The organism is Thermodesulfobacteriota bacterium, from assembly GCA_031082315.1.
Lineage (GTDB): Bacteria > Desulfobacterota > QYQD01 > QYQD01 > QYQD01 > QYQD01.
The window spans coordinates 180,348-204,191 of the sequence record JAVHLC010000003.1 but is presented as its reverse complement, the minus strand read 5'-3'; the positions used below and the strand labels follow the sequence as shown (position 1 = coordinate 204,191).

Here is a 23,844-nt window from a genome sequence, read left to right as displayed (position 1 = left end):
CGGGAGCAACCTCTAAGCAATTATATGTTTTAAATTTACGGGCGGATTAGAGGGCATCTTTGTTGTCATCAGACAGTAAGATGCCCTTTTAACTGAAAAGATGGGGGAAAATCTTATTTCCATAACCAGCTCCGATGGCAGAGAGATGGCTATTCCTCGAGATACGACCACGGGAGAGGAACTGTCTATCTTGAGGCACAGCACCGCGCATATCATGGCCGAGGCGGTAAAAGACTTATTCCCGTCGGTTAAGATGGCCATCGGCCCGGCTATAGCGCACGGGTTCTATTATGATTTTGATTATGAAGGGACCTTCACGCCCGCGGATCTGGAGCGCATTGAGGGGCGGATGCGGGAGATTATCGCTGAAAACAGGCAATTCCAGCGGGAAGAGTTGGTTAAGGAAGCCGCGATTGAATTGTTTACGCGGCTGGATGAACCATATAAGGTCGAGCTTCTTCGGGATATACCCGAAGAGGTCGTTTCCATTTACCGGCAGGGTGACTTTATTGACCTTTGCCGCGGGCCGCATATTGCCTCTACCGGATTGGTCAAGGCCTTTAAGTTGACCGGCGTGGCCGGCGCTTATTGGCGGGGAGATGAGCGCAATAAGATGCTGCAACGCATCTACGGGACGGCCTTCTTTGATCGTAAAGTCCTCGATGATTATCTTGAGAAGCTTGAAGAGGCCAAGAGGCGTGACCACCGCCGCCTAGGCAAGGAGCTGGACCTATTCAGCGTAAGCGATGAGGCAGGGGCAGGGCTGATAATTTATCATCCGCGCGGGGCCATGCTACGATTTATTATTGAGGATTTTGAAAAGCGAGAGCACCTGAAACGCGGGTACCAGTTAGTGATAGGGCCGCAGATATTGAAACTTGATCTCTGGAAGCGTTCCGGTCATTTTGATAACTATCGCGAGAATATGTATTTTACGGAGATAGATGGTCAGCAGTATGGCATCAAGCCCATGAACTGCCTGGCCCACATGCTCATTTACAAATCCAGGGTAAGGAGCTACCGGGACCTGCCGCTGCGGTTCTTTGAACTGGGCACAGTGCACAGGCATGAGAAGTCAGGCGTTTTGCACGGCCTTTTAAGGGTTCGCCAGTTTACTCAAGATGACGCGCACATTATTTGTATGCCGGAGCAGTTAAATGATGAGATAAAAGGCGTGATCGATTTTGTCACCTATGTCATGGGCATCTTCGGTTTTGATTATGAGGTAGAAATCAGCACCAGGCCGGAAAAGTCCATCGGTAGCGATGAAGACTGGGAGCGGGCCACCGCAGCCCTTACGGGCGCCCTGCGTGACAAAGATATTCCGTTTGCCGTCCATGAGGGCGAAGGCGCGTTTTATGGACCCAAAATCGACATAAAGCTTAAGGATGCCCTGGATCGGCGCTGGCAGTGCGCCACTATCCAGTGCGACTTTACCCTGCCGGAACGGTTTGACCTGGTTTATGTAGGGGCAGATGGTGAAAGGCATAGGCCGGTGATGCTCCACAGGGTCATATTGGGGGCGCTGGAGCGGTTTATCGGCGTTTTGATAGAGCACTACGGCGGCGCTTTTCCCGCCTGGCTGGCACCGGTGCAGGCTGTAATCATGACGGTTACGGACAGACAGATTGACTATGGCCAGGGCGTCCTGGCGGAGATGATGGATGCAGGCCTCAGGGCGGAAGGAGATTTCCGCAACGAAAAACTGAGCTTAAAGATCAGAGAAGCGCAGATGCAGAAGATTCCATATATGCTTGTTATCGGGGACAAGGAGGTCGCTTCGCACAGTGTGACGGTTCGCCTCAGGAACGGGGAAAATCTTTCGGCCATGCCGGTAAATCAGTTTGTGGCCATGGTTCAGGATAAATGCAGAAATTATCAGTAACATAGATATGTTGCCGAGAACTTTTATTTGCATCATAAGGGGAGGTGGATAGTATAGAGAAAAAGGTTAGAATTAATTGGCAGATACGTGCCAAGGAAGTACGGTTAATCGGCGCAGACGGGACGCAACTGGGGATTAAGCCCCTTGAGGAAGCCCTGAAGTTGGCGGAGGCAGAAGGGCTTGATCTGGTGGAAATAGCTCCTACAGCTCAACCGCCGGTCTGCCGGGTTATGGACTACGGCAAATTTAAGTACGAACAGAGCAAAAAAATCCAGTTGGCCAAGAAAAAACAGGTAGTTATACAGGTAAAAGAGGTCAAGTTCCGGCCCAAGACCGATGAGCATGATTACCAGTTTAAGTTGCGCCATATTCGCCGGTTTTTGGAAGATAAAGACAAAGTTAAGGTATCCGTTCGTTTCCGGGGGCGTGAGATCGCCTTTTCCGGCCAGGCCGTAACTATATTAAATCGTATTCGCACCGAGATAGAGGATATTGGAAAAATCGAATACGAACCAAAGATGGAAGGCCGGGACATGGTGATGATAGTTGCCCCCAAGACGTAGTGCCTTTGAAATTTGAGATTATTATTGCAGATTAGGGGGAAGAGATGCCAAAGATTAAAACTAATCGGGGCGCTGCCAAGCGCTTTAAGGTAACCGGTACAGGCAAAATTTTAGGGTTTAAGGCCTATGGCAGCCATATATTGACCTCAAAGACACGCAAACGAAAGAGAGGCCTGCGCGGTTCGAGCGTGCTTGATGAGTCCAATGCCAAAAATATCCGACAGATAATACCCTATCTTTGATATCTGGACGGGTTCTGGAAGTTCGGCCTGAAGAGTGTTATCTTGGAGGCAACGGACAATAAGCTTTAACGCTGCGGCTATGCCGCACTTTATTTGTGTGGTTAAGTGTTCATCCGGAAACTTCGGTTTCCGGCTTCACGCTTTCAGCGATCAGCAATTAGCTGTCGGCAAAAATCTAAGACAAACAATACATTAAGCTGAACGCTGATAGCTGAGTGCTGATTGCTGCATCCGGAATCTTTGGGTTTCCGGATGGAAACTATTTATTTAACAAAACGAGTTTAAAGAAAGGGTACTGTTATGCCAAGAGCGAAAAGGGGTTTTAAGGCCAGGAGACGGAGAAATAAGGTACTGGCTTTGGCCAAAGGATATTGGGGACGAAGGAGCAAAATCTTCCGCACGGCCAAAGAGGCGGTAGAGCGCGCCATGACCTATGCTTATCGTGATCGCAGGGTGCGGAAGCGGGAATTCAGGGCCCTCTGGATTGCACGTATCAATGCGGCGGCCAGGCTGAACGGCCTCTCTTACAGCAGGTTGATGGGTGGATTAAAAAAGACGGGGATAGAATTGGATCGTAAGATCCTTTCTGATCTGGCTATAAGCGATCCGGCCTGCTTTGCAAAAATTGCCAGGACGGCGCAATAATCAATTTCAGATTTCAAATTTGAAATCTGAAATTGATCCTTATCTGATGGAAGAAAGGCTGCAAAAAATAAGGGACGAGGCGCTTAAGACCATCCCGGAGGTCAAGAGCCGGGAGGAATGGGAAGCGCTTCGCATTAAGTACCTGGGCCGTAAAGGAATCCTGCCTGAGCTGTTAAAACAGATGGGCGGCCTGCCGGCAGAGCTCAAGCCGCGTATCGGGCAGTTGGCCAATGCCGTCAAAAAGGACATAGAGGCCGCCCTTAATACCTGGCAGGCAAGGGTTTCCTCTGAGGGGCAGGCAGGTCCAACAGGTCCAAAGACAGACATTACGTTACCCGGCCGGTTTATATCCCCGGGTAAGCTCCATCCTATAACCCAGATCACCGGCGAGGTATGCGATATATTTGAGAGACTGGGTTTTGCTATGGCCGAAGGGCCGGATGTGGAGCTTGATTATTATAATTTTGAGGCGTTGAATATCCCGCGCGATCACCCGGCGCGGGACATGCAGGATACTTTTTATATCTCTGAAAACGTCCTTCTGCGCACCCATACCTCTCCGATACAGGTGCGCACCATGGAAAGGCAACGGCCGCCGGTGCGGATTATTGCGCCGGGCAAGGTCTATCGCTGTGACTCGGATATCACCCATACCCCTATGTTCCATCAGGTGGAAGGGTTTATGGTCGATAAAGGCGTCTCATTTGCTGACCTTAAAGGGATATTGACCATATTTATCCATCAGATTTTCGATGAACAGACCTCCCTCCGCTTCCGTCCCAGCTTTTTCCCTTTTACCGAACCCAGCGCGGAGATAGATATCCTTTGTGTGATTTGTCGTGGCTCAGGTTGCCGGGTTTGTTCTCAAACCGGCTGGCTGGAGGTCATGGGGGCCGGCATGGTTGACCCGGAAGTCTTTCGCATGGTCGGTTATGACCCGGAGGAAATTACCGGCCTGGCCTTTGGCATGGGCATAGAGCGTATAGCCATGCTGAAGTACGGCATTGACGATATCCGTCTTTTCTACGAGAATAATCTCCGTTTTCTCAATCAATTTTAGACTTAAAATCAGGCTGTAATACTATGCGGGTTACGCTGAACTGGCTTAAAGAATTTGTGGACATTGACATCCCTGTGGAAGACCTGGCCGAACGCCTGACCATGGTCGGGTTGGAGGTGGAAAACCTGACGCACTATGATGCAGGCCTGGGTCAGGTAGTGGTCGGCCACATTACAGATATTCTCCCGCATCCCCATGCTGAAAACCTTTCTCTGTGCCGGGTTGTGTCCGGCAAAAATACATACCGTGTGGTCTGCGGGGCGAAAAATATCCGCATCGGAGATAAGTCGCCGCTGGCTTTAGAGGGGGCCGTCCTGCCCGGGCCATTAAGAATCTCCGGGACCAGTATAAAGGGCGAGTATTCTGAGGGCATGCTCTGCTCGGCAGCCGAACTTGGTCTGGGTGAGGATAAGGGCGGAGTCTATATCTTATCCGCTGACATGGAATCCGGACTTCCCCTGGCCCAGGCCTTGGAGCTGGAAGACTATGTGCTGGAAATAGGGCTGACCCCTAACCGCGCTGATTGTCTGAGTGTTTTGGGAATTGCGCGTGAGGCGGCGGCCATCATACATAAGAAGGTTCGTTATCCCAGAATAAATATTTCAGAAAAGGGCGAAGACATCCACCAGGCAGTATCAGTGGAGGTCCGGGCCGTTGATCTATGCCCCCGCTATGCCGGCCGGATCATAAGGGGTGTGACGGTCGCCGGGTCGCCTCTCTGGCTCCGTAAGCGCCTCCTGGCGGTAGGTATCCGCCCGGTCAATAACATAGTCGATGTTACCAATTACGTGCTCATGGAATATGGCCAGCCCTTACATGCCTTTGATCTGGAACGCCTGGCCGGAAGGCGTATTATAGTCGATCAAGCCCGAAATGATGAGACATTCACCACCCTGGATGGGGTGGTAAGGACTCTTTCCGAAAATATGCTCATGATTGCGGATGGGGAGAAAAACGTCGCCCTGGCCGGAATTATGGGGGGTATAAATTCTGAAATAACCCCGGAAACCCGGTCAGTTTTTATTGAGAGCGCCTATTTTGACCCTATTTCTGTCCGCCGCACCAGCCGCCGGCTAAATTTGAGCACCGAATCTTCATACCGCTTTGAACGGGGCATAGATATGGAGGGAGTGGGGGCAGCCCTGGATCGCGCTGTCTCTCTCATGGCAAAAGCGGGCGGGGAAAAAATTCTAAAAGGCCGTATCGATGTCTATTCCAGGCCGGAGGAAAGAAAACCTATCCCCATACGTGTAGGTCAGGTTAACCGCCTTTTGGGGAGCGACCTGAAAAAAGGCGAGATACGCCGGTTACTGGAGAGCATCGGCATCAAAATACGCGAGGCAGGAAAAGACACCCTTCTGGCGACATCCCCATCTTTCCGTGGCGACCTCAGCCGGGAAGTCGATTTCATAGAGGAAGTGGCGCGCCTTAATGGTTACGAAAAAATACCGGTAAAACTCCCCGTTGTTTCGTTGACGACCCCGGCCCGGATAAAGAGTCATACCGTTGCCAATATCTGCCATTCTGTCCTCAACGGCCTCGGATTTTACGAGGTGATTAACTACAGCTTTATGGATGAGCGGGCGACGAGGCTCTTGAAAATCTCCGGGACAGACGAGCGAAATAGACACGTACACCTTTTAAACCCGTTGACCGAAGAACAGTCGGTGCTAAGGACTTCTCTTCTCCCCAATCTCCTTTCTACCGTATGCAGTAACCTTAACAAGTGGAATAGCAACCTGCGCCTCTTTGAGATAGGCAAAATTTTTATTGACCAAGGGGAAGGCCGGCAGCCAGTAGAAAAGACCTATTTAGCCGGTATGTGTACCGGTCTGCGCTATCCGGAGGGGGTGCATTTTCCCGGGGATGGAGTCGATTTTTTTGATATAACAGGCGGTATGGAGGCCGTTTTTCAGGCCCTGGGCATCTCCGGTTATAGGCTGGACCAGGCGGTGGAATCTGCCCCTTATCTCAGGAGAGAGGCGTCTGCCCGTATCGTACTTGGCCCAAAGACGCTGGGTTTTGTGGGTGAGATGGATCCCTCTGTCTGTGAAGGCTTTGACGTAAAAGAAAAGGTATTTATGTTTGAGTTATCATTTGACGATTTAGTCGAAGCCTATAAAGGCCTAAAGGTCTTTAAGCCGCTCCCCCGCTATCCTGCTGTGATGCGGGATATGGCTATTATCGTTCCCGAAGATGTTCCTGCCGGCCGGATTTTGCGCGTGATTAATGAGCAGGGTGGGAATATAATGGAAAATGTTTTTATATTTGATGTCTATCAGGGCAGGCAAATTGAGCGAGGATATAAGAGCCTGGCCTTGCGGGTGATTTACCGTTCTTCAGAGAAGACACTGGAGGATGAAGAAGTAAATGCTGTCCACCAACAAATAGTAAGTGATATATTATCCAGGTTTAATGGAAGATTAAGGGAACAAAAAATAACGGAGTTGCAGGAAGGGCTAAAATGACACTGACCAAAAAAGACATTGTAGAGCATATTCATAACAAGATCGGCTTCCCCCGACAGGCGACTACTGAGCTGGTTACATCAATATTTGATGCCTTTAAAGAGGAGCTGTTAAAGGGAGATAGTGTCAAGATTGCGAATTTTGGCATCTTGAAGGTTCGGGCGAAAAGAGCAAGGCCGGGACGGAACATGCGTACCGGAGAAACAGTAGAGATATCACCCCGATCTGTAGTTACCTTCAAGGCCAGTAGAAAGCTGCGAGACGCCCTTAATAAGAAATTATGAGTCATCGCTGAATAATCCATGAACTAATCCATGAATAACTCTATCCCGGACAAACGTTACTTTAAGATCGGCGAGGTTAGTCAGATTGCGGGGGTAGAACCGCATGTGCTTCGCTACTGGGAGTCAGAGTTTAGTGAAATCAAGCCATATCGCCCGCCCTCCGGCCAGAGACTCTACAGGAAGTCAGATTTAGAATTGGTAATGGAGATAAAGAGGCTGCTCTATGAAGAAGGCTTTACCATAGCCGGGGCGCGCAAGGCCCTGGCCCAGGGCAAGGGGGGCCAACTGGAGATAGGTTTTCTTGATAGTGAAGATAGTAAGACCAGAGCCTTGCTGACAGAGTTAAAAAAAGAGCTGTTATATCTGCAGCGGATGTTTTGTAAGTAACGGGGGTAGATATAACTTGTGTCCATCCGAAAACTCGAAAATTCCGAATGAGCTGTCAGCACTCAGCTATCAACGTTCAGCCTAACATATTGTTTATCTTGGTTTTAGTTGAGATTGGTACATTTATAATTTTCTATGATCGCCCGTAACTGTATATGTGTTTTAGTCCTGGTTCTACTTATAGGGGGCGCAGCCTGTACAACTGTCCCTGAACGTAGAGACAGCGCTTCTTCGGGGATTGCCGTTTCAGTGGAAAGCGGGCAAGAGAAATCTGTGGCAGGTGAAGGGGAGCAATCCCTGGAGGATATATCTAGTATCAACAAAAAAACGGAAGAAGAATCGGAACAATCTACCGGGGTTATAGACAGGGTAAAGTCTTTTTTTCTTAAGCTGAACGTGCCGTTTTAATTAGTTTCCATCCGGAAAGCTTGGCTTTCCGGATGGTGCGGTCAGCACTCAGCCATCGGCTCTCAGCTAAAACCAAGCTAAACAATATGTTAGGCTGAACGCTGATAGCTGAGTGCTAAGTGCTATGAAAGGGGTGACAACTTGCAACAAAAGGCAATCTATTTAGTTGCGGTTTCGGTTTTATCTTGTATTTATCTCCTATTCTGTTTGCCATTTTTAAGCCTGGCCGGTGAGCCGATTCGTATCGGTGTCTATCTTCCCATGACCGGTCCGGTGGCGGCCTTTGGTCAAATGGAGTGGGCTGGCATCCAGGCAGCTCATCAAATGCATCCTACAGTTCTGGGCCGCCAGGTAGAACTCGTTTTAGTGGATGAAAAAAGCGACCGGATAGAGGCGGCCAATGCCGTAAGCCGGCTTCTCAGGAAAGAAAAAGTCAAGGCCATTATTGGCTCGGCCACCAGTTCAAATACTATGGCCGGAGCCGCCCTGAGCGAGAAGGCTAAAATTCCGATGGTCAGCCCGACGGCTACACTGCCGCTGGTGACCCAGAATAAGAAGTATGTGTTTCGTGTCTGCTTTATTGACTCTTTTCAGGGTGAGGCGGCAGCCATGTTTGCCTACCGGAATCTTAAGGCCCGGAGGGTGGCTGTAATCGTGGATCGGGCCCAGGATTACTGTGTTGGACTGGCCAGTTATTTCAAAAAGGCCTTTACTCGTCTGGGTGGCAAGGTAGTATCGATAACTTATTGCCAGACCGGAGACCAGGATTTTTCGGCTCAACTGACAAGTATCCCGGCGTCACAATCAGGTCTCCTTTATTTACCTAATTATTATGCTGAGGACGCCCTTATTGCCCGCCAGGCGCAGGAACTCGGCCTCAACATACCCATATTATCCGCAGATGGGGCACAGGCCCCGGAGTTGATAAAAATAGGCGGAAAGGCCGTAGAAGGGCTTTATCTCCTGGCCCATTTTGCACCGGAAGGGGCCGCGACACCCCTGGCCAAAGAATTTATGAAGTTCTTCAAAAAAACCAGGCACGAGGAGACGAGCGGATTCCACGCACTGGGCGCCGATGCCTACTTTGTCCTTCTGGATGCTATAAAAAGGGCTGGCCGCACCGATGGCGACGCCATCCGGACCGCTCTGGCCTCAACCAGGGGATTTGGCGGTGTATCGGGGGTAATAAAAATTGGGCCGGACGGCAATGCAGTAAAAAGTGCGGTTATCTTGCAGGTGAGCGGCGGACAATTCAGATATCTTACGATGGTTAAGCCCTGGTAAGCGCATCAATTACTCACATGGACCTTCCTTTATTTCTACAGCAGCTGTTAAATGGCATCTCCCTGGGAAGCCTATACGCCCTTATAGCCATAGGTTATACCATGGTTTATGGGATAATCCGCCTTATTAATTTTGCCCATGGCGATATCCTCATGGTATCCACGTACTTTGCCTATTTCGGCATATCCGTCTATGCCCTCCCCTGGTGGCTTTCGGTTGTTGTAGCCATCTTGCTTACGGCGTTATTAGGCATCCTTATTGACCTTGGGGCCTACCGGCCAGTGCGCCATGCGCCCCGCATCTCGGCTTTAATTACCGCTATCGGTGTCTCCTTTCTTCTCGAAAACCTGGGGCTTGTGGTTTTTGGCGGCCGGCCCAGGGCCTTTTACCGCCCGGATTTTCTGAATAAGACCTATGAGTTGGTTGGAGTGCATATCTTTAGTCTCAGTATATGGGTGCCGGTAGTCACCGCCCTCCTTCTGGCGCTGGTTTTTTTACTACTCTATAGAACCAGGGTGGGGGCGGCCATGCGTGCTGTGGCCAAAGACATGGAGATGGTTCAGCTCATGGGCATTGACGTAAATCGCGTTATCAGCCTGACTTTTGCCGTGGGTTCGGCCCTGGCTGCGGCAGGAGGAATCATGTGGGCCATGAAATATCCCCAGATAAATCCGCTCATGGGCATTATTCCCGGACTTAAGGCCTTTGTGGCCGCAGTTATCGGGGGTATAGGAAATATCCACGGGGCGGTCTTGGGCGGATTATTATTAGGAATAACGGAGATCCTTCTGGTGGCTTTTTTGCCGTCTCTGGCCGGGTATCGGGATGCGTTTGCCTTTATTCTTTTGATACTCATTTTACTCTTTAAACCTACTGGTCTGGCAGGAAAGGATACGATAGGTTAGAAGCCATGTCCGACCAACATCGGCGGGAATGGATATACAAACTGTGTACCTATGGCGCGCTGGCAGGCCTGTTTGCTTTTTTACTTCAGGTTCAAAACCAGGCCGATGAGTATCAGATCCGCATCTTAAATGTCTCTGCCATCTTTGTAACATTAGCAGTCAGCTATAATCTTATAAATGGGGTGGCCGGTCAGTTTTCTTTAGGACCGAATGCCTTTATGGCTGTGGGCGCCTATACTACGGCCCTTTTGACTATCAGCCCGGCTGAAAAGGAACTGTCTTTTATCATCGAACCCATTATATGGCCGATTTCTGTCCTGCATCTGCCCTTCCTGCCTTCCCTCTTGATAGGCGGCGTTTTTGCTGCTCTCCTGGGATTTGTTATGGCCTTTCCGGTATTCAGGGTGCGCGGAGACTATCTGGCTATAGTTACTCTGGGCTTTGGTGAGGTGGTCAGAGTAGTAGCCAATAATGCCCAGAGTATAACCAACGGCCCCCTTGGACTTAAGGGCCTGCCCGAATATACGAATTTGTGGTGGTCCTGTGGGGTAGCTGTCTTCACTGTTTTTTGTGTCACCCGCCTGGTCAAAAGCAGCTTTGGACGGGCTATGCAGGCTATTCGGGAGGATGAAGTGGCCGCCGCGGCTATGGGGATCAATGTATTCCGGCACAAGATGCTGGCCTTTGTAGTTCACGCCTTTTTCGCCGGTATGGCCGGTGGACTTATGGCCCATCTGATCACCACCATTTCTCCAACCCTTTTTAGTTTTTTTCTGACGTTTAATCTCCTGGTCATAATCGTCATCGGCGGGCTGGGAAGTATGACCGGTTCTATTATCGCGGCTGTAATTATTACCTATGCCGGAGAATGGCTCAGGGCCGTAGAAGAACCAATGGCTATCGGGCCCCTTAATATCCCGGGCATACCGGGAATGCGTATGGTTGTTTTTTCTATAATGCTTATCCTGGTTATGATCTTTGCCCGGCAGGGACTCATGGGCCGCCGTGAGTTCTCCTGGGAATGGTTCTGCGGGTTTTTAAAGATAGGGAAAAGAAGAGGGTAAGAGCGCGTGTCCTTCTTTAAGGCCGAACATCTGACCATGAAATTTGGGGGACTTGTGGCCGTTAGCGATTTTTCCCTAACGGCGAAAGAAGGGGATCTAATCGGTCTTATCGGCCCGAACGGCGCCGGAAAAACTACGGCTTTTAACATGATTACGGGGCGCCTGTTACCTACTGAAGGGAAAATTTATCTCAGGGGTAAAGACATAACCGGGACGCAAAGCCATATCATAAACGCCGGAGGCATTGCCCGCACCTTCCAGAATATTCGTCTTTTTAATGACCTAACCGTCCTGGAAAATACAATGATCGGTTACCATGGACGTCTTCGTTCCAGTCTCTGGGAAGCGATTTTTCGTCTGCCGCGCTACAAGTCTGAAGAAAAGAAGATGCTGAGTATGGCCGGAGAACTCCTGGCCGAAGTCAATCTCGATAATGTGGCCGCTGAGAAGGCCGGGACATTGGCCTATGGACAGCAACGCAAGCTGGAGATAGCCCGGGCCTTGGCTACTAATCCCGGACTGCTCCTTTTAGATGAGCCGGTAGCCGGGATGAACCCACGGGAAACAGGTGATATGATGGACTTTATAAACTCCATCCGCGAAGCTTACGGCCTGGCTATTATCCTTATCGAGCACGATATGCGTTTTGTGATGGGCTTATGTGAGCATCTCATCGTCCTCGATCATGGAGTGACCATCGCCACAGGGACTCCCGCAGAGATACAAAATAATCCCCAGGTCATAGAGGCCTACCTAGGAGAACCGGAAGGTGCTTGAGGTCGGTGATATTCATGTAAGCTATGGCGGCATCCAGGCCCTCAAGGGTATAAGTTTCAGGGTTAAGGCCGGCCGGATAGTTACCCTTATCGGGGCCAACGGCGCAGGCAAAAGCAGTATTTTGAAGACTATTTGTGGCCTGGTTAAGCCTCAGAAAGGATCCATCCGGTTTGAGGGAAGGGAGATTAAGGGCCTTGCCCCGCACTGGGTCTCCAGGTGTGGTATCACCCTGGTGCCGGAGGGACGGAGGGTCTTTGCCAATCTCAGCATCTCGGAGAATCTGAAGCTGGGGGCCTATTTCCGCCGGGACCGGGAGGGAGTAGAAGAAGATATGGAATGGATTTTTTCTGCCTTCCCCCGGTTGAAGGAACGCCTGTATCAACAGGCCGGGACGCTTTCCGGGGGCGAGCAACAGATGCTGGCCCTGGGTCGCGCTCTGATGGGCAGACCGAGACTTCTTATGTTGGATGAACCGTCTCTGGGGCTTTCTCCGCGACTGGTGAGTGAGGTATTCGCGGTTATGCGGCAAATCCATGCGCGTGGGACAACCATCCTCCTGGTGGAACAAAATGCCAATGCCGCCTTACGCCTGGCCCATCATGCCTATGTCCTGGAGACCGGCCGGATCGTAATGGAAGGAAGCGGAGAGAAACTTTTGGCCGATCCCGGTGTTCAAGAGGCATATCTGGGTAAGATTACATTAATGTAGGCCGGTTATCCATTCTTTAAGTTATGTATAGCGCAGGTAAATCAGCTCCTCTGGCTGACCGCATGCGACCCCGGACTATAGACGAGGTCATTGGGCAGAGGCATGTGCTTGCAGAGGGGAAATTAATCCCCCGCCTGCTCAGGGCCAAAGAGATACCTTCTCTTATTTTCTGGGGGCCGCCCGGATCCGGCAAGACCACCCTGGCCTATATCCTGGCCCGGGCCGTCGAGGCCTATTTTGTCAGCTTTTCGGCTGTACTGTCCGGGGTAAAGGACATCAGGGCGGTAGTGGCTGAGGCCGAGTCCCAAAGAAAAGCCGGCGGGAGAAAGACCATCCTCTTTGTCGATGAGATTCACCGGTTCAACAAGGCCCAACAGGATGCCTTCCTGCCGCACGTAGAGAGCGGATTAATCACACTCATCGGGGCTACCACGGAAAATCCCTCTTTTGAGATAATAAACCCGCTTTTGTCCCGTTCCCGGTTAATTGTTTTAAAAACACTTACTGAAGACGATCTTAAAGAAGTGCTTAAACAGGCCCTTACGGATAAAGAAAGGGGCCTGGGAGATATTTGTGTTAATTTATCCGGAGAGGCCCTTGAGCTCATCATCTCCGCCGCCCAGGGCGATGCCCGCTTTGCCCTAAACAGCCTGGAGGTAGCTGTCTTGCTGGCCTCGCCGGATGAGAAAGGGGTTCGCCATATCGATCTTAAGCTGGCGGAAGAGGCGGTACAGAAAAAAGCGCTCGCTTATGACAAGGACGGGGAAGAACATTACAATATCATCTCCGCCTTCCACAAAAGCCTCCGGGGAAGCGACCCGGATGCCGCCCTCTACTGGCTGCTCAGGATGCTGGCCGCCGGAGAAGAGCCGCTGTACATAGCCCGCCGGATGATAAGATTTGCATCCGAAGATGTGGGTAACGCCGATCCCCAGGCCCTGCAGGTAGCCATGGCCGCCTTGCAGGCCTACCAGGCCCTGGGCAGCCCGGAAGGAGAACTGGTCCTGGCCCAGGCCGCTCTATATTTAGCCACGGCTCCGAAGAGCAATGCCGTATATATAGCCTTTCTGGAAGGGCAAAAGGACGTGTCCAGAACCGGAAGCCTGCCTGTCCCCCTACATATCCGTAATGCCCCGACCGGACTGATGAAGGATCTGGGGTACGGACGCGGCTATAAGTATGCCCATGACTTTCCCGAGGCCCTGGTAGCACAAGAACACCTGCCGCCGGAAATAAGAGGGCGTATTTATTACCGTCCGACTAAGCGAGGTATGGAGAAGATTATCGGTGAGCGCTTAAAAAAGTGGCGCGAATATCTGGCCTCATTTCAGCCCGATAGTAGAGGTGGCAAAACATAAGCTTAAAGGGAGATAGGGGTGACAATTCATATCCCATAAAAATTACGTAATTACATAAAGTTCCAACTGGAAGTAAATTTTCTCTCTTTTAACTCTTGACAAAGTTTTCTGGCTATAGTAATGAGACTTTCAGTAAATGAAGTACAGTTCATTCTTTATTCGAGATAACATCTAAAAGCTAAAAGATAAAAAGGAGGAGTATAAATGGCAACGGTTGATCACAAAGGAAAAACCTACGAGGTAGATGAAGACGGTTTCTTGGCCGCGGGGCTCAGTGCATGGGATGAAAACTGGGTAGATTATGTAAAGGACGTAGAAGGTATCCCTGTGGTAGGCGATGAACATTGGAAGTGTGTCAATTTCTTGCAGGACTATTACAAGAAAAACGGCATTGCCCCAATGGTAAGGATATTTTCTAAGGTAACGGGCTATCCACTTAAGAAGATCTATGAGCTTTTCCCCTCCGGACCGGGTAAGGGAGCCTGTAAGATGGCTGGCCTTCCGAAGCCGACCGGCTGCGTATAACCACCGTTATCTTCTGTAGGAAAGAGAGACAAAAAAGGCATACGTCTGCCGGAAAGCGGGCTTATGCCTTTTTTTGTTGTGGAGACGCTGTTAGATCAGGGACTCAGGTGTCTTTTAATAAAATCCTGATGGACTTTGTTGATTAATGGTATGTACTTATCAGGTCTAATCTGAGACCCCTTTAGCCCGCCCCGAAGGTTTATCTCAGATAAGTATAGCGCGTTGTCGTTTATTAGCATAAGGTCGATATGGGCATATGGAAAATGCGACTTTCTCATTACTCTGAGGCAAAAAGCCCGTTCTTTTTTACTTAAGGTGTAGGGGCGACTTTCTCCTCCAAAGTAGAGGTTGTGGCGGAAATTGTATGGGTTGATCCTCTCATAGGCCTCCACATAATCACCGATAATTATTACCCTTATGTCTCTGACATTTTTAACAAACGGCTGGACAACAAAGGGAAATTCCATCAGGCCTAATGACGCATGATTGTAAACCGCCTCAATAGACGGCCAGACGTTAATGCCCAGGCCGCAGTTGAGTCGATCTTGTTTGGTAACCACCTCCTTAATTTTATGGGCATTATAGTTGGTAATCTGCTCAATTAAATCTCGTTTATCCCTGGCTACAAAGGTATGCCCTACCATAAAGTTGCCCAAGATATAGACTTGTGCGGCCTTTGAACGGCTGGTAGCCTGAGCGAGGGCCGGCGGGAACAACTTGATCCCATTTTCAACCATATGGAGAAATTTTGCCTCCTCATTTTTTTTAAGATTGAGGAGTCCAACCACTATATCGCCCCTAGTTAAGGTATAATATTTCTCGGAGAAGGTTTTCATGTCGGTGATAACCGTTCGGGGGCGCATTCCTGTCTTTCTCGCTTTGTGAACAAGGATTAAAGAATAATGGTCTCGTAAAAAGCCTGAAAAGGCTGTTTTCTGTCACCGCTGAGTACACAGAGCCCGCAGAGAAAAAATATAAACTATTCAATAGGTTATCTCAGCGTTCTCAGTGACTTCTGCGGTAAAAGTTTACTTTTTATGAAGCCATTAAAAGAGCATTTCCAGAAAATGCTTGTGAAATTGGGTTAAATCCTCATCACATTCGCCACAATAGAATTTAATCTCACCAAATACCTGTGAATCATCACTTATGGGCGTAAAACTACCGTCCTCATTTTGTGTGTAGCGTGTGGTAAGGATCACTCCTTCGGCAACCTCATAGAAATCTGTATCATTGCCACAAGTAGGACATACTATTCTTATTTTAGTTGAAAGTTTTATTGCGGCTTTTTTAGTACTGGTTCGCATTGGTCAAGACCTGTCAGTATAATTTTCCCAAGCAATATACTTTAACTTATCTAAAAAACAAACCTTATTTAAAAAGAAGCCCCTGTTCTTTCTCCGCTATAGCGCCTTGAACCTTAATAGGAATGAACCGACGCATAATTACCGGATGAAGCGCTGTCCATAGGTTATTTTGCTCATTTTGCCGGTCGCTGATAGCTGAAGGCTTATTCTACAAAATACTCCAGCGTCTTACCAGATAGGGTTTGGCCTCTTCAAAGACCATGCTCTCGCTTTCGATCTGCTCTTCTGCCTCCTGAATGGACATCTGCCCGGCCTTTTTAACAAAAGACAGCGTCTTGCCGAAGTAAAGGGGCATAAGCGCCTCTAATAACGTGCTTCGGTCGATCTTCGCCTTGTGATACGCAACCGCAAAATCAAAAAGGATCAAGGCCCAGACCAGAGGAGGGACGTTAAATAAACCCGGAGACAGCCCTTTTATTTCGACCAGTTTCTTATAAGTTTCTCTTTGCAGGACCTGTTCCCATACACTGGAGTAATTTGTAAAACCGTCCAGAAATTTCTGATAGAGATTATCCTCGTTCACCTCCAACGGTGGAGGTTCCTCTATGTCCCCCAAGCCGAAACCAAAGATAGACGTAGGCTTACTCCACTTAACGTGGGACCAGTAATTAGAAAACTGACCCATCATGGCAAAGATAGTCCCGATGACCTGCTTAAACATAGGCCCCAACTGTGCCCCGGGATCTTTTGCCCGGTGTATCTTCGGCCGTCCCATAAAAGACTGACAAATCGGCATCTTTTGCATCATGGCTATGGTGGTCATCCAGATATCGATGCCAAATTGCGAGACATCCTCGCTCCACAGCGGCAGGTTAAGATAACATGGCAATAGCCGTCCGGAAAAACCAAAATCGCCGCCGATAGGTTGACGCACCCGCCGGCCGTAAAGCATACGGCTAAAGGGGTAAGCAATATTGTTCGTTATGGTGCTGTTATATTTATGCCTTACGTAAAGTGGGGCCACATATCCAAAGCCGCTGAAAATCGGCTCCCCGAGCATCTTTATCCATTTCGGCGTAATACTCTTAAGGTCGGCATCAACCATAATAATGGCCCTGGCCCCAAGCCTTCGGGCCATGATAAAGAGATTTCTTATGTTATTTCCTTTGCCGGTGACACCTGGAGGGGTAGAAAGGTAGATTTTCGGTGTAGCGGTCTTTACGCCTAAGAATACCTCTTTTGTGTTGTCCGTGGAACAGGCGTCGCAATTTATAATGGCCGCTTGTTTAGTCTTAAAATAGGCATGCAATCCTTCGTCGGCCATAGCCGTAGGCAGGGCAATACCTTCGGCCTCGTTATATGAAGGAATCCCTACTACTATTTCAGCCTTTTTAAGGTCATCCGGATTCTCCAGCCCCAAAAAAGTCAAGGGCTCTGGTATCTTTTCTTTCGTCATAGCAACAATCCAGTCCTAATGTCTTTAACTTATAACATGAAAAAAACAAAACAGGCAATAACATGCCTGTTAGTGTATAAAAATCAATATATCAAGACCGTTACCGGGCAGTAACCAAGGCCCATATTTTAAGTCCTTTCTAAAGTATGCCGATAAGAATAATCGGGTAGAAAGGTTTTCTAAAAAGGAGGTGTATGTCGATGTTGAATGCTGCATATCCGGCCTTATCTGCCTTTCAAGCACTGGGACAGAAGCTTGGGGTCACGGCTAATAATGTCGCCAATGTGAACACAAATGGGTTTAAAAAAAGTCGGGCAGTTCTCCAGGAAGCCGATCCGTCCGGCGTTACCGTATCGATAAACAAGATTAATACGCCCGGCGTTCCCTTGCCGGCTGAAGATGGGACTGCTGAAACTCAGGAATCATCCAATGTAGCCCTGGAGGAAGAGATGACCGGTCTTATGACCGTACAACGGGCCTACACCGCTAATCTCAAGGCTATAAGGGCTGAAGATGAGCTCCTGGGAAAGCTATTCGATGTGTTAGCCTGACCGCTTCCGGCGATAAATTAAGCTCCTCGCCATCATGCATGCCTGACCGGAAGGTCTATAATAAACATAGCGCCCTTCCCCGCTTCATTTTCGATTCTTATTGTTCCACCGTGTCCCTCAACGATATTTTTCACTATAGCCAGTCCAAGACCGCTTCCCTTGTGCTTTGTGGTGAAGAACGGCTCAAATACCCTGGATATATCCTCCGGCGAAATCCCTGTCCCTGTATCTCTTACTGATATTTCCAGGCGCTCCGGCTTACCGGCGACGGTTAAGCCAACCATCAAATCTCCGCCGTCCGGCATGGCCTGAATGGCATTGACAAATATGTTTAAGAGCACCCGGTAAAGAAGGTCTGGATCGCCATCAATAATGACCTCGCCAGATGCAAGATTTTTCTCCACACGAATACCGCTTTTGTTCAATTCCGGATCAAGAAAATTAAGATTTTTTTCTATAATCTCTATTACATTACATCTGACAAAATGCGGGATCTGGGGGCGGGCAAAATCCAGAAATTCGGTTACAATGCGGTTTAAGCGATTGGACTCAGCCACAACTATTGATGCCAGGCGATTCTGGGGGTCAAAGGCCTTAACCTTATTTTCCAGTATTTCTGCCGTGCTCCGGATAATTCCCAGGGGGCTCTTTATCTCATGGGATACAGCCGCCACCATCTTTCCTAAACTGGCCAGTTTTTCGGCCTGATGGAGCTGTTCTTCCAGCTTGCGCTGCTCAAGGACTCGTTTGTAGATAATCCGGTCGGCCCGGGCCACAATAAGTCTCAAGACCACGAAAAGGATCATCATAATAGCCGTAGAGGTTATAACCACCATAATCAGAAATCTTTGAATGGTCTCATAATCCAGGGAAAGGTCCTGGGTTATCTCAAAGACACCCATTATCGGCCCCGTCTTCCAGGTAAGGACTTTTTCATGCCGAAATGGTATATATGTCTTTAATTTTTTCTCTCCGCCGCCGCCTCCGGCCCAGAAGAACCAGCTACTTCCCCGGGAAACGAGATGTGAAGAATGCTGCCCGCGCAAGGCGAGCTTATACTCCATCCCCCCCAGGTTCCTTTTGCCTACCATGGATGGATCGGTGCTGTACACGATAATGTTTTCGCCGGCGTCATAGATATTAACGCTGTCAATGCGAAAACTGTGGATAGTATTGCGCACCACCCTATCTATAAGGGAAAACTGCTCCGGATCACGCAGACTTATCGAACCATAGGCGATAGCGGTAGGGACCACAAATTGCAGATATACCTGGTGATTCAGATTCTCAGCGAGCAGCAGGGCATACTCCTCGCTCTTCTTGAGCAAGACCGTACGTGCCCGGTCGGATATTATGTAGGTAAGGGCGAAAGTAAAAATAAAGATGACCGCCAAGCTGCTGAATGAAAAAAATTTGACTAATTTAAAGGGCCTGACGGATTCCAACTTTTCCGGTGTCAGAGGCAAGGTTGCTCCTATATTATATATTTTTCGCTCTTCTCTGGCCTTTCGGCGAATTCTTTGGCCTTGTGCTCAAATCCCTTTCGGCCCATAAGGCCATAGGCAAATTGTTTTCCCTCTTCCACTCCAGGCTGATCCAGGGGATTGATATGGCATAACCCGCCGGCAAAAACCGTCTGTACCTCTAACATGAATAAAAGCTGGCCCAAGGTGAAGGCGTTCACCTCCGGGACAATTATACTTAGATTGGGACGCTTATTGCGCGTCAAGGCCAGTTCCGTGGTCTTCTGTTCCACAGCAATCAATTCATTCAAGGAATGCCCTCCCAGATAACTTACCCCCTCCATATCAGCAAAAGATCTGGGGAGAAGTATTCTTTTACGTAACCTTTCTACCACTAAAAAGGTAATAAGCTTGTTGTTTGGGCCCTCCATGTAAAGCTGTAACTGCGAATGCTGGTCAGTAGCCCCAAGGGCCCTGACCGGGGTCTGACCGGTAGAAACAATATTGCCATCCAGGTCTGTCCTCTTCCCCAGACTTTCTGCCCATAGCTGCCTGAACCAGTCCGCTACTCCATAAAGGGCATCGGCATACGGCATCATGACCGCAATGGGCTTACCCTTTTTAGTATCCGCCAGGTAATACAGTACAGCATTCAGATAGGCCGGATTTTTCCACAGATTCGAAATGCGGCACCGCCCGTCCATATCCCGGGCACCGGCCAGGAGCATAGAGATATCAATGCCAGCAACCGCAGCGGGCAGAAGTCCCACCGGAGTGAGGACCGAAAAACGGCCGCCAACCCCGGCCGGCACGGGAAAGGTCAGGTAATTTTCCCTTTCGGCGATCTCCCTCAGCCTGCCCTTCTCAGGGTCTGTGGTTACCACGATGTGTGAGCGATGCCCTTCCTTTCCCAATTTTTTAATCAATCTGTCCCGCACATAAATAAACTGGCTCATGGTCTCGGCCGTACCGCCGGATTTGCTTATGACATTAAAGACCGTTTCGCTCGGGCCCAGGATATCTAGAAGCGCCTGGAATCCATCCGGGTCAATATTATCGGCAAAGAAAAGACGTGGCCGGTGCTTGCGTTCGGCATCAGATAACAGGTTATAATGAGGATGATTCAGGGCTCGCTGCAGGGCTATTCCACCCAGGGCTGATCCGCCTATACCAAGCACTACAAAGTTGCGGCAGGCCCGGCCAATCTTACGCCCGGCTGTAACAAGACGGGCGGCCTCTTTTTCTTCATAAGGAAGATCGTAAAAGGCCAGCGCCCCCTGACTCCTCTTCTTTAAAAGCTGGTTATGGACGGTCTTGGCCTTGGGTTCAAGCTCCCTTATCTCTTTATTGCTTACGCCGTTATCCCCGCCCACGAACTCGGCCATGTCATAGTTAAAATCTACCCGAATCCGTTGAGCTGACACCCATTTTTTATCTTCCCATTTCTTCATCAAGACCTCCTTCTCCGGTATCAAATATTGTCGAAAGATTAACCATAGAGATAATGGCTCGTATCCGTTCACCGTTGTCAGTAAGAACCTGAAAAGCTTTTTTCGGTGAACAGTCAATGGTAATCGTATTTTCCGCAACCATCACCCATTAAAAAACGTGAAAAACTCCGCATGGTAAACGATGAAGGTATTTTCCGTTATTCGGCCACCGTTGTCCGTGAAAAGCACGAAAACACCTTTTTCGGTGAACGGTGAACGGTTACAATGGCTCTTAGTTACTATGAGCTAACAACCCTCATCTTTTATACATAACATCAGATGGAAGGCAAGAAAAAAACCCTGAAGAATGGCGGGATTTGAGAAACATTAGGAGCGGTTCTGTTTCTTACTGCCCAGAAGGATGGTAACCGGGCCATCGTTTACTAACGAGACCTCCATCCTGGCCTGAAATTCTCCCGTAGCTACCGGTACACACAGCCGGCGCACTTCAGTGACGAAAAGCTCATATAGCTGCCGGGCCAGGGCAGGCGGTGCGGCCTGATCGAAGGATGGCCTTTTCCCTTTACGGCAGTCTCCAAGGAGGGTAAACTGGGACACGATAAGGCATCCACCACCCACATCCAGGAGGGAAAGGTTAAATTTGTCGGACCCATCGGCGAATATGCGTAAAGATACTATTTTTGACGCCATATAAGCGGCATCAGACGGAGTATCGTCCTTTTCTACTCCCAGAAATATCAAGAGTCCAGGCCCTATCTCTCCTGCCTTTTTTCCATCAACAGTAACACGGGCTTCTTTAACCCGCTGCAGTACGGCGCGCATTCTTCCTCCAAATTGACGCTACCCTAACCTTCACCATCAGAGGGAGAAATCTTTTAGAATTGAGAGGTCTATTCGGTGGAGTTTCCTCACATTTTTATGGAAGCCATTGTTCCTGAGCGTAACTTGCTGGAGCAGCGGGGCACCCTTCGAGGGCGAGCAGGAAGGGGAAAGCCAGCCCGTTAGAGGCTGGAAGGGGCAAGCATTCCTCGCCTGCGAACCCCGAAAGGGTCACTCGCGCAAGCCGTGAAGCGAAGGAATGATGGCTTCCATTTTTCTACCTGTTTTCTATTGACAAAATCTAACCCATCGATTATAAAGCGTCGTTTTGTAAAAAACGATTTTGTAAAATCTTTGTAAAGGGGGTGATTCCCATGGACTGTACAACGTTAAAACCAGGGATTAGCTGCGTCTTTATGAGCAAAAAAGGTTGTTCTTTTAACGGTGGAGCCTGTCATCAGGTTATTGATAAGTGTGAGGGTTGCAACCGTATCATAGAATTTCCCACAGGTAAATACTGCAGCAGCTATCCTGATCCCGCCTCAAAGTGGAAAAAGGGCAACTGTAACCTGGCCACCCATCTCAAGACAGAGGCGCCCAAAGCTGCCGCTAAAATCAACCCGCTTAAGGCTTCCAAGCGAGGCGCTGCCGGCCGCTAATGTTAATCCGGCCGCGGGCCCTATTTATGCAACCTTGGCTCATAGAGAGCAGCACGCCTGTGTTGCTCTCGCCAAAGGTTATTGTATCCGGTGTTCCTCTCTTGATTAACTCGCAAAAAGTAAAATTTTACCGCAGAGAACGCTGAGATAACATATTGAATGATTTACAGTTTTTTTCTGCGGACTCTGCGTGCTCAGCGGTGAAAAAGCTTTGTTACGAAGCCGTCTCTTTTAAATTGAAGCTCCCCGCAGCAAGCTGCGAGGAATCTCCGTATGCAAGGTAAAATGCATCGTATTCGCTCGCTAACCCCGTTGCAAGCAGCGGGGAATGCGCTCGCTATGCATGTTCAGGACAGTCTCTTTAGCGCCTCTTTAAATCGATCCATACCTTTAGCGATATTTTCCATAGACGTGGCAAAGGAAAATCTGATGTACCGGTCATCACCGAAGGCTACCCCCGGAACAACGGCTAAACGGGCCTCCTCCAGCAGGTAATCACAGAGGGCCATTGAATTTGTTATCTTCCGCCCCTTATACCCACGGGAGTAATACGCAGAGACGTTTGGAAAGGCATAAAATGCCCCTTGTGGTTTGACACACGTTACACCCGGTATGGCTTTAAGTCGCTTAACGATATAGTCCCTGCGTTCTTTGAAGACAGATACCATCTTGGTAATGAAAGAATCCGGGCCGTTCAGGGCGGCGACCGCGGCCTTTTGGGATATGGAGGTAGGATTGGAAGTGCTCTGACTCTGGATGTTGGTTACGGCCGAGATTATATCGGCAGGCCCGGCCAGATAACCAATCCGCCAGCCGGTCATGGCATAGGTCTTGGATACGCCATTTAGAATGAATACCTTCTCCCTAAGTTTGGGATTGAGGGAGAGCAGATTACCCGGCTTTTTTCCGTCAAAGCGTATCTTTTCATAGATATCGTCAGAGATAACGTAACAGTTGTGATCTTGCACCAGGTCCCCCATTTGTCTGAGGGTCCTGGCGCTGAAGACAGAACCCGTTGGATTTGATGGGCTATTAAGGATTATACCCTTTGTTCTCGGAGTTATCATCTTTTCCAGTGCGGAGACATCGAGATCAAAGCCATCTTCTTCCCTGGTCTCAATAATAACCGGTTTGGCCCCGGCCAGCTCGACAATAGGGGGGTAGGATACCCAGTAGGGAGCCGGGATGATGACCTCGTCGCCCTTGTCAAAAAGGGCCTGTGCCAAGTTGTAAAGGGCGTGTTTACCCCCGCAGGAGATTACTATCTCTTGACGGGAATAAGACAACCCATGGTCATCTTTCAGACGTTTGATAACGGCGTCTTTTAGCTCTATGATACCACCGACCGGGGTATATTTGGTAAAACCATCCTGGATGGCCTTTATGGCGGCCTCTTTGATATAGCCGGGGGTATCAAAGTCCGGCTCGCCCACCCCGAAGTTGACAATATCCACGCCCGCACCCTTCATGGCCTTGGCCTTGGCATCGATAGACAGGGTGGGGGAAGGCTTAATCTTGCGGGCCCTTCTGGATAAAGCTCCTTTAGACATGGCGGCAAAACCCCTTTCTCTAAA

At 49.3% G+C, this 23,844-nt stretch carries 23 protein-coding genes and 1 pseudogene; 18 read left to right on the top strand and 6 right to left on the bottom strand.

Going from position 1 to position 23,844, the window contains the following annotated elements; genetic code table 11:
• Positions 1-97: 97 nt before the first annotated feature.
• The 16 genes and pseudogenes from thrS (at position 98) to RDU59_04460 (ending at position 14,564) form a co-directional block, all read left to right on the top strand.
• Positions 98-1,885: pseudogene (thrS, locus tag RDU59_04535) on the top strand (threonine--tRNA ligase).
• Positions 1,886-1,938: 53 nt separating this feature from the next.
• The gene (infC, locus tag RDU59_04530; protein ID MDQ7837744.1) at positions 1,939-2,448 is read left to right on the top strand and encodes a translation initiation factor IF-3; all 510 of its coding nucleotides are present in this window, start codon (positions 1,939-1,941) and stop codon (positions 2,446-2,448) included.
• Between the two features lie 44 nt (positions 2,449-2,492).
• Complete coding sequence (rpmI, locus tag RDU59_04525) at positions 2,493-2,690, top strand: 50S ribosomal protein L35 (protein MDQ7837743.1); 198 nt, start codon at positions 2,493-2,495, stop codon at positions 2,688-2,690.
• A 300-nt stretch (positions 2,691-2,990) separates the two neighbouring features.
• On the top strand, positions 2,991-3,335 hold the full coding sequence (gene rplT / locus RDU59_04520) for a 50S ribosomal protein L20 (protein ID MDQ7837742.1): 345 nt from the start codon (positions 2,991-2,993) through the stop codon (positions 3,333-3,335).
• 46 nt (positions 3,336-3,381) lie between these two features.
• On the top strand, positions 3,382-4,395 hold the full coding sequence (pheS, locus tag RDU59_04515; protein MDQ7837741.1) for a phenylalanine--tRNA ligase subunit alpha: 1,014 nt from the start codon (positions 3,382-3,384) through the stop codon (positions 4,393-4,395).
• A gap of 23 nt (positions 4,396-4,418) precedes the next feature.
• Positions 4,419-6,863 carry a phenylalanine--tRNA ligase subunit beta gene (pheT, locus tag RDU59_04510; GenBank protein ID MDQ7837740.1) on the top strand — a complete coding sequence of 815 codons (2,445 nt, stop codon included), beginning with the start codon at positions 4,419-4,421 and terminating at the stop codon, positions 6,861-6,863.
• A complete protein-coding gene (locus RDU59_04505) occupies positions 6,860-7,147 on the top strand; it encodes an integration host factor subunit alpha (protein MDQ7837739.1) in 288 nt (95 codons plus the stop codon). The genes pheT and RDU59_04505 overlap by 4 nt, the downstream gene beginning before the upstream one ends.
• Positions 7,148-7,177: 30 nt before the next feature.
• Positions 7,178-7,534: a MerR family transcriptional regulator gene (locus RDU59_04500; GenBank protein MDQ7837738.1), complete on the top strand. Its 357-nt coding sequence runs from the start codon at positions 7,178-7,180 to the stop codon at positions 7,532-7,534.
• 273 nt (positions 7,535-7,807) lie between these two features.
• On the top strand, positions 7,808-7,942 hold the full coding sequence (locus RDU59_04495; protein MDQ7837737.1) for a hypothetical protein: 135 nt from the start codon (positions 7,808-7,810) through the stop codon (positions 7,940-7,942).
• Between the two features lie 141 nt (positions 7,943-8,083).
• On the top strand, positions 8,084-9,226 hold the full coding sequence (locus RDU59_04490) for an ABC transporter substrate-binding protein (protein MDQ7837736.1): 1,143 nt from the start codon (positions 8,084-8,086) through the stop codon (positions 9,224-9,226).
• 17 nt (positions 9,227-9,243) lie between these two features.
• A complete protein-coding gene (locus tag RDU59_04485) occupies positions 9,244-10,131 on the top strand; it encodes a branched-chain amino acid ABC transporter permease (GenBank protein ID MDQ7837735.1) in 888 nt (295 codons plus the stop codon).
• Positions 10,132-10,136: 5 nt separating this feature from the next.
• Positions 10,137-11,195, top strand: a complete 1,059-nt coding sequence (locus tag RDU59_04480) for a branched-chain amino acid ABC transporter permease (GenBank protein ID MDQ7837734.1) — start codon at positions 10,137-10,139, stop codon at positions 11,193-11,195.
• Between the two features lie 6 nt (positions 11,196-11,201).
• A complete protein-coding gene (locus RDU59_04475; protein ID MDQ7837733.1) occupies positions 11,202-11,972 on the top strand; it encodes an ABC transporter ATP-binding protein in 771 nt (256 codons plus the stop codon).
• Positions 11,965-12,681, top strand: a complete 717-nt coding sequence (locus RDU59_04470) for an ABC transporter ATP-binding protein (protein MDQ7837732.1) — start codon at positions 11,965-11,967, stop codon at positions 12,679-12,681. The genes RDU59_04475 and RDU59_04470 overlap by 8 nt, the downstream gene beginning before the upstream one ends.
• Positions 12,682-12,743: 62 nt before the next feature.
• The gene (locus RDU59_04465; GenBank protein ID MDQ7837731.1) at positions 12,744-14,039 is read left to right on the top strand and encodes a replication-associated recombination protein A; all 1,296 of its coding nucleotides are present in this window, start codon (positions 12,744-12,746) and stop codon (positions 14,037-14,039) included.
• Positions 14,040-14,243: 204 nt separating this feature from the next.
• Positions 14,244-14,564: a TusE/DsrC/DsvC family sulfur relay protein gene (locus tag RDU59_04460; protein MDQ7837730.1), complete on the top strand. Its 321-nt coding sequence runs from the start codon at positions 14,244-14,246 to the stop codon at positions 14,562-14,564.
• Positions 14,565-14,659: 95 nt separating this feature from the next.
• Here the strand turns inward: RDU59_04460 and RDU59_04455 are convergent, their stop codons facing one another.
• Together RDU59_04455 and RDU59_04450 are read right to left on the bottom strand one after the other, a co-directional pair.
• Complete coding sequence (locus RDU59_04455) at positions 14,660-15,427, bottom strand: hypothetical protein (GenBank protein MDQ7837729.1); 768 nt, start codon at positions 15,425-15,427, stop codon at positions 14,660-14,662.
• Between the two features lie 652 nt (positions 15,428-16,079).
• Positions 16,080-17,327 (bottom strand): glycosyl transferase, encoded by a 1,248-nt coding sequence (locus tag RDU59_04450; GenBank protein MDQ7837728.1) that lies wholly within the window; start codon positions 17,325-17,327, stop codon positions 16,080-16,082.
• Between the two features lie 200 nt (positions 17,328-17,527).
• Here RDU59_04450 and RDU59_04445 point away from each other — a divergent pair, with 200 nt between their 5' ends.
• Positions 17,528-17,878 carry a flagellar basal body rod C-terminal domain-containing protein gene (locus RDU59_04445; GenBank protein MDQ7837727.1) on the top strand — a complete coding sequence of 117 codons (351 nt, stop codon included), beginning with the start codon at positions 17,528-17,530 and terminating at the stop codon, positions 17,876-17,878.
• A gap of 32 nt (positions 17,879-17,910) precedes the next feature.
• On the opposite strand, the gene RDU59_04440 is transcribed toward RDU59_04445, so the two are convergent.
• From RDU59_04440 to dtd, 3 genes are all read right to left on the bottom strand, one after another.
• Positions 17,911-19,344 carry an ATP-binding protein gene (locus tag RDU59_04440; GenBank protein ID MDQ7837726.1) on the bottom strand — a complete coding sequence of 478 codons (1,434 nt, stop codon included), beginning with the start codon at positions 19,342-19,344 and terminating at the stop codon, positions 17,911-17,913.
• An 8-nt stretch (positions 19,345-19,352) separates the two neighbouring features.
• Positions 19,353-20,792, bottom strand: coding sequence for a glucose-6-phosphate isomerase (locus RDU59_04435; protein ID MDQ7837725.1), 1,440 nt, complete (start codon positions 20,790-20,792; stop codon positions 19,353-19,355).
• 366 nt (positions 20,793-21,158) lie between these two features.
• Positions 21,159-21,614: a D-aminoacyl-tRNA deacylase gene (dtd, locus tag RDU59_04430; GenBank protein ID MDQ7837724.1), complete on the bottom strand. Its 456-nt coding sequence runs from the start codon at positions 21,612-21,614 to the stop codon at positions 21,159-21,161.
• Between the two features lie 371 nt (positions 21,615-21,985).
• On the opposite strand from dtd, the gene RDU59_04425 reads away from it, so the two are divergent.
• Positions 21,986-22,270: a PxxKW family cysteine-rich protein gene (locus tag RDU59_04425; GenBank protein MDQ7837723.1), complete on the top strand. Its 285-nt coding sequence runs from the start codon at positions 21,986-21,988 to the stop codon at positions 22,268-22,270.
• 347 nt (positions 22,271-22,617) lie between these two features.
• Here RDU59_04425 and RDU59_04420 read toward each other — a convergent pair whose 3' ends face one another.
• The gene (locus RDU59_04420) at positions 22,618-23,820 is read right to left on the bottom strand and encodes a pyridoxal phosphate-dependent aminotransferase (protein ID MDQ7837722.1); all 1,203 of its coding nucleotides are present in this window, start codon (positions 23,818-23,820) and stop codon (positions 22,618-22,620) included.
• Positions 23,821-23,844 lie beyond the last annotated feature (24 nt).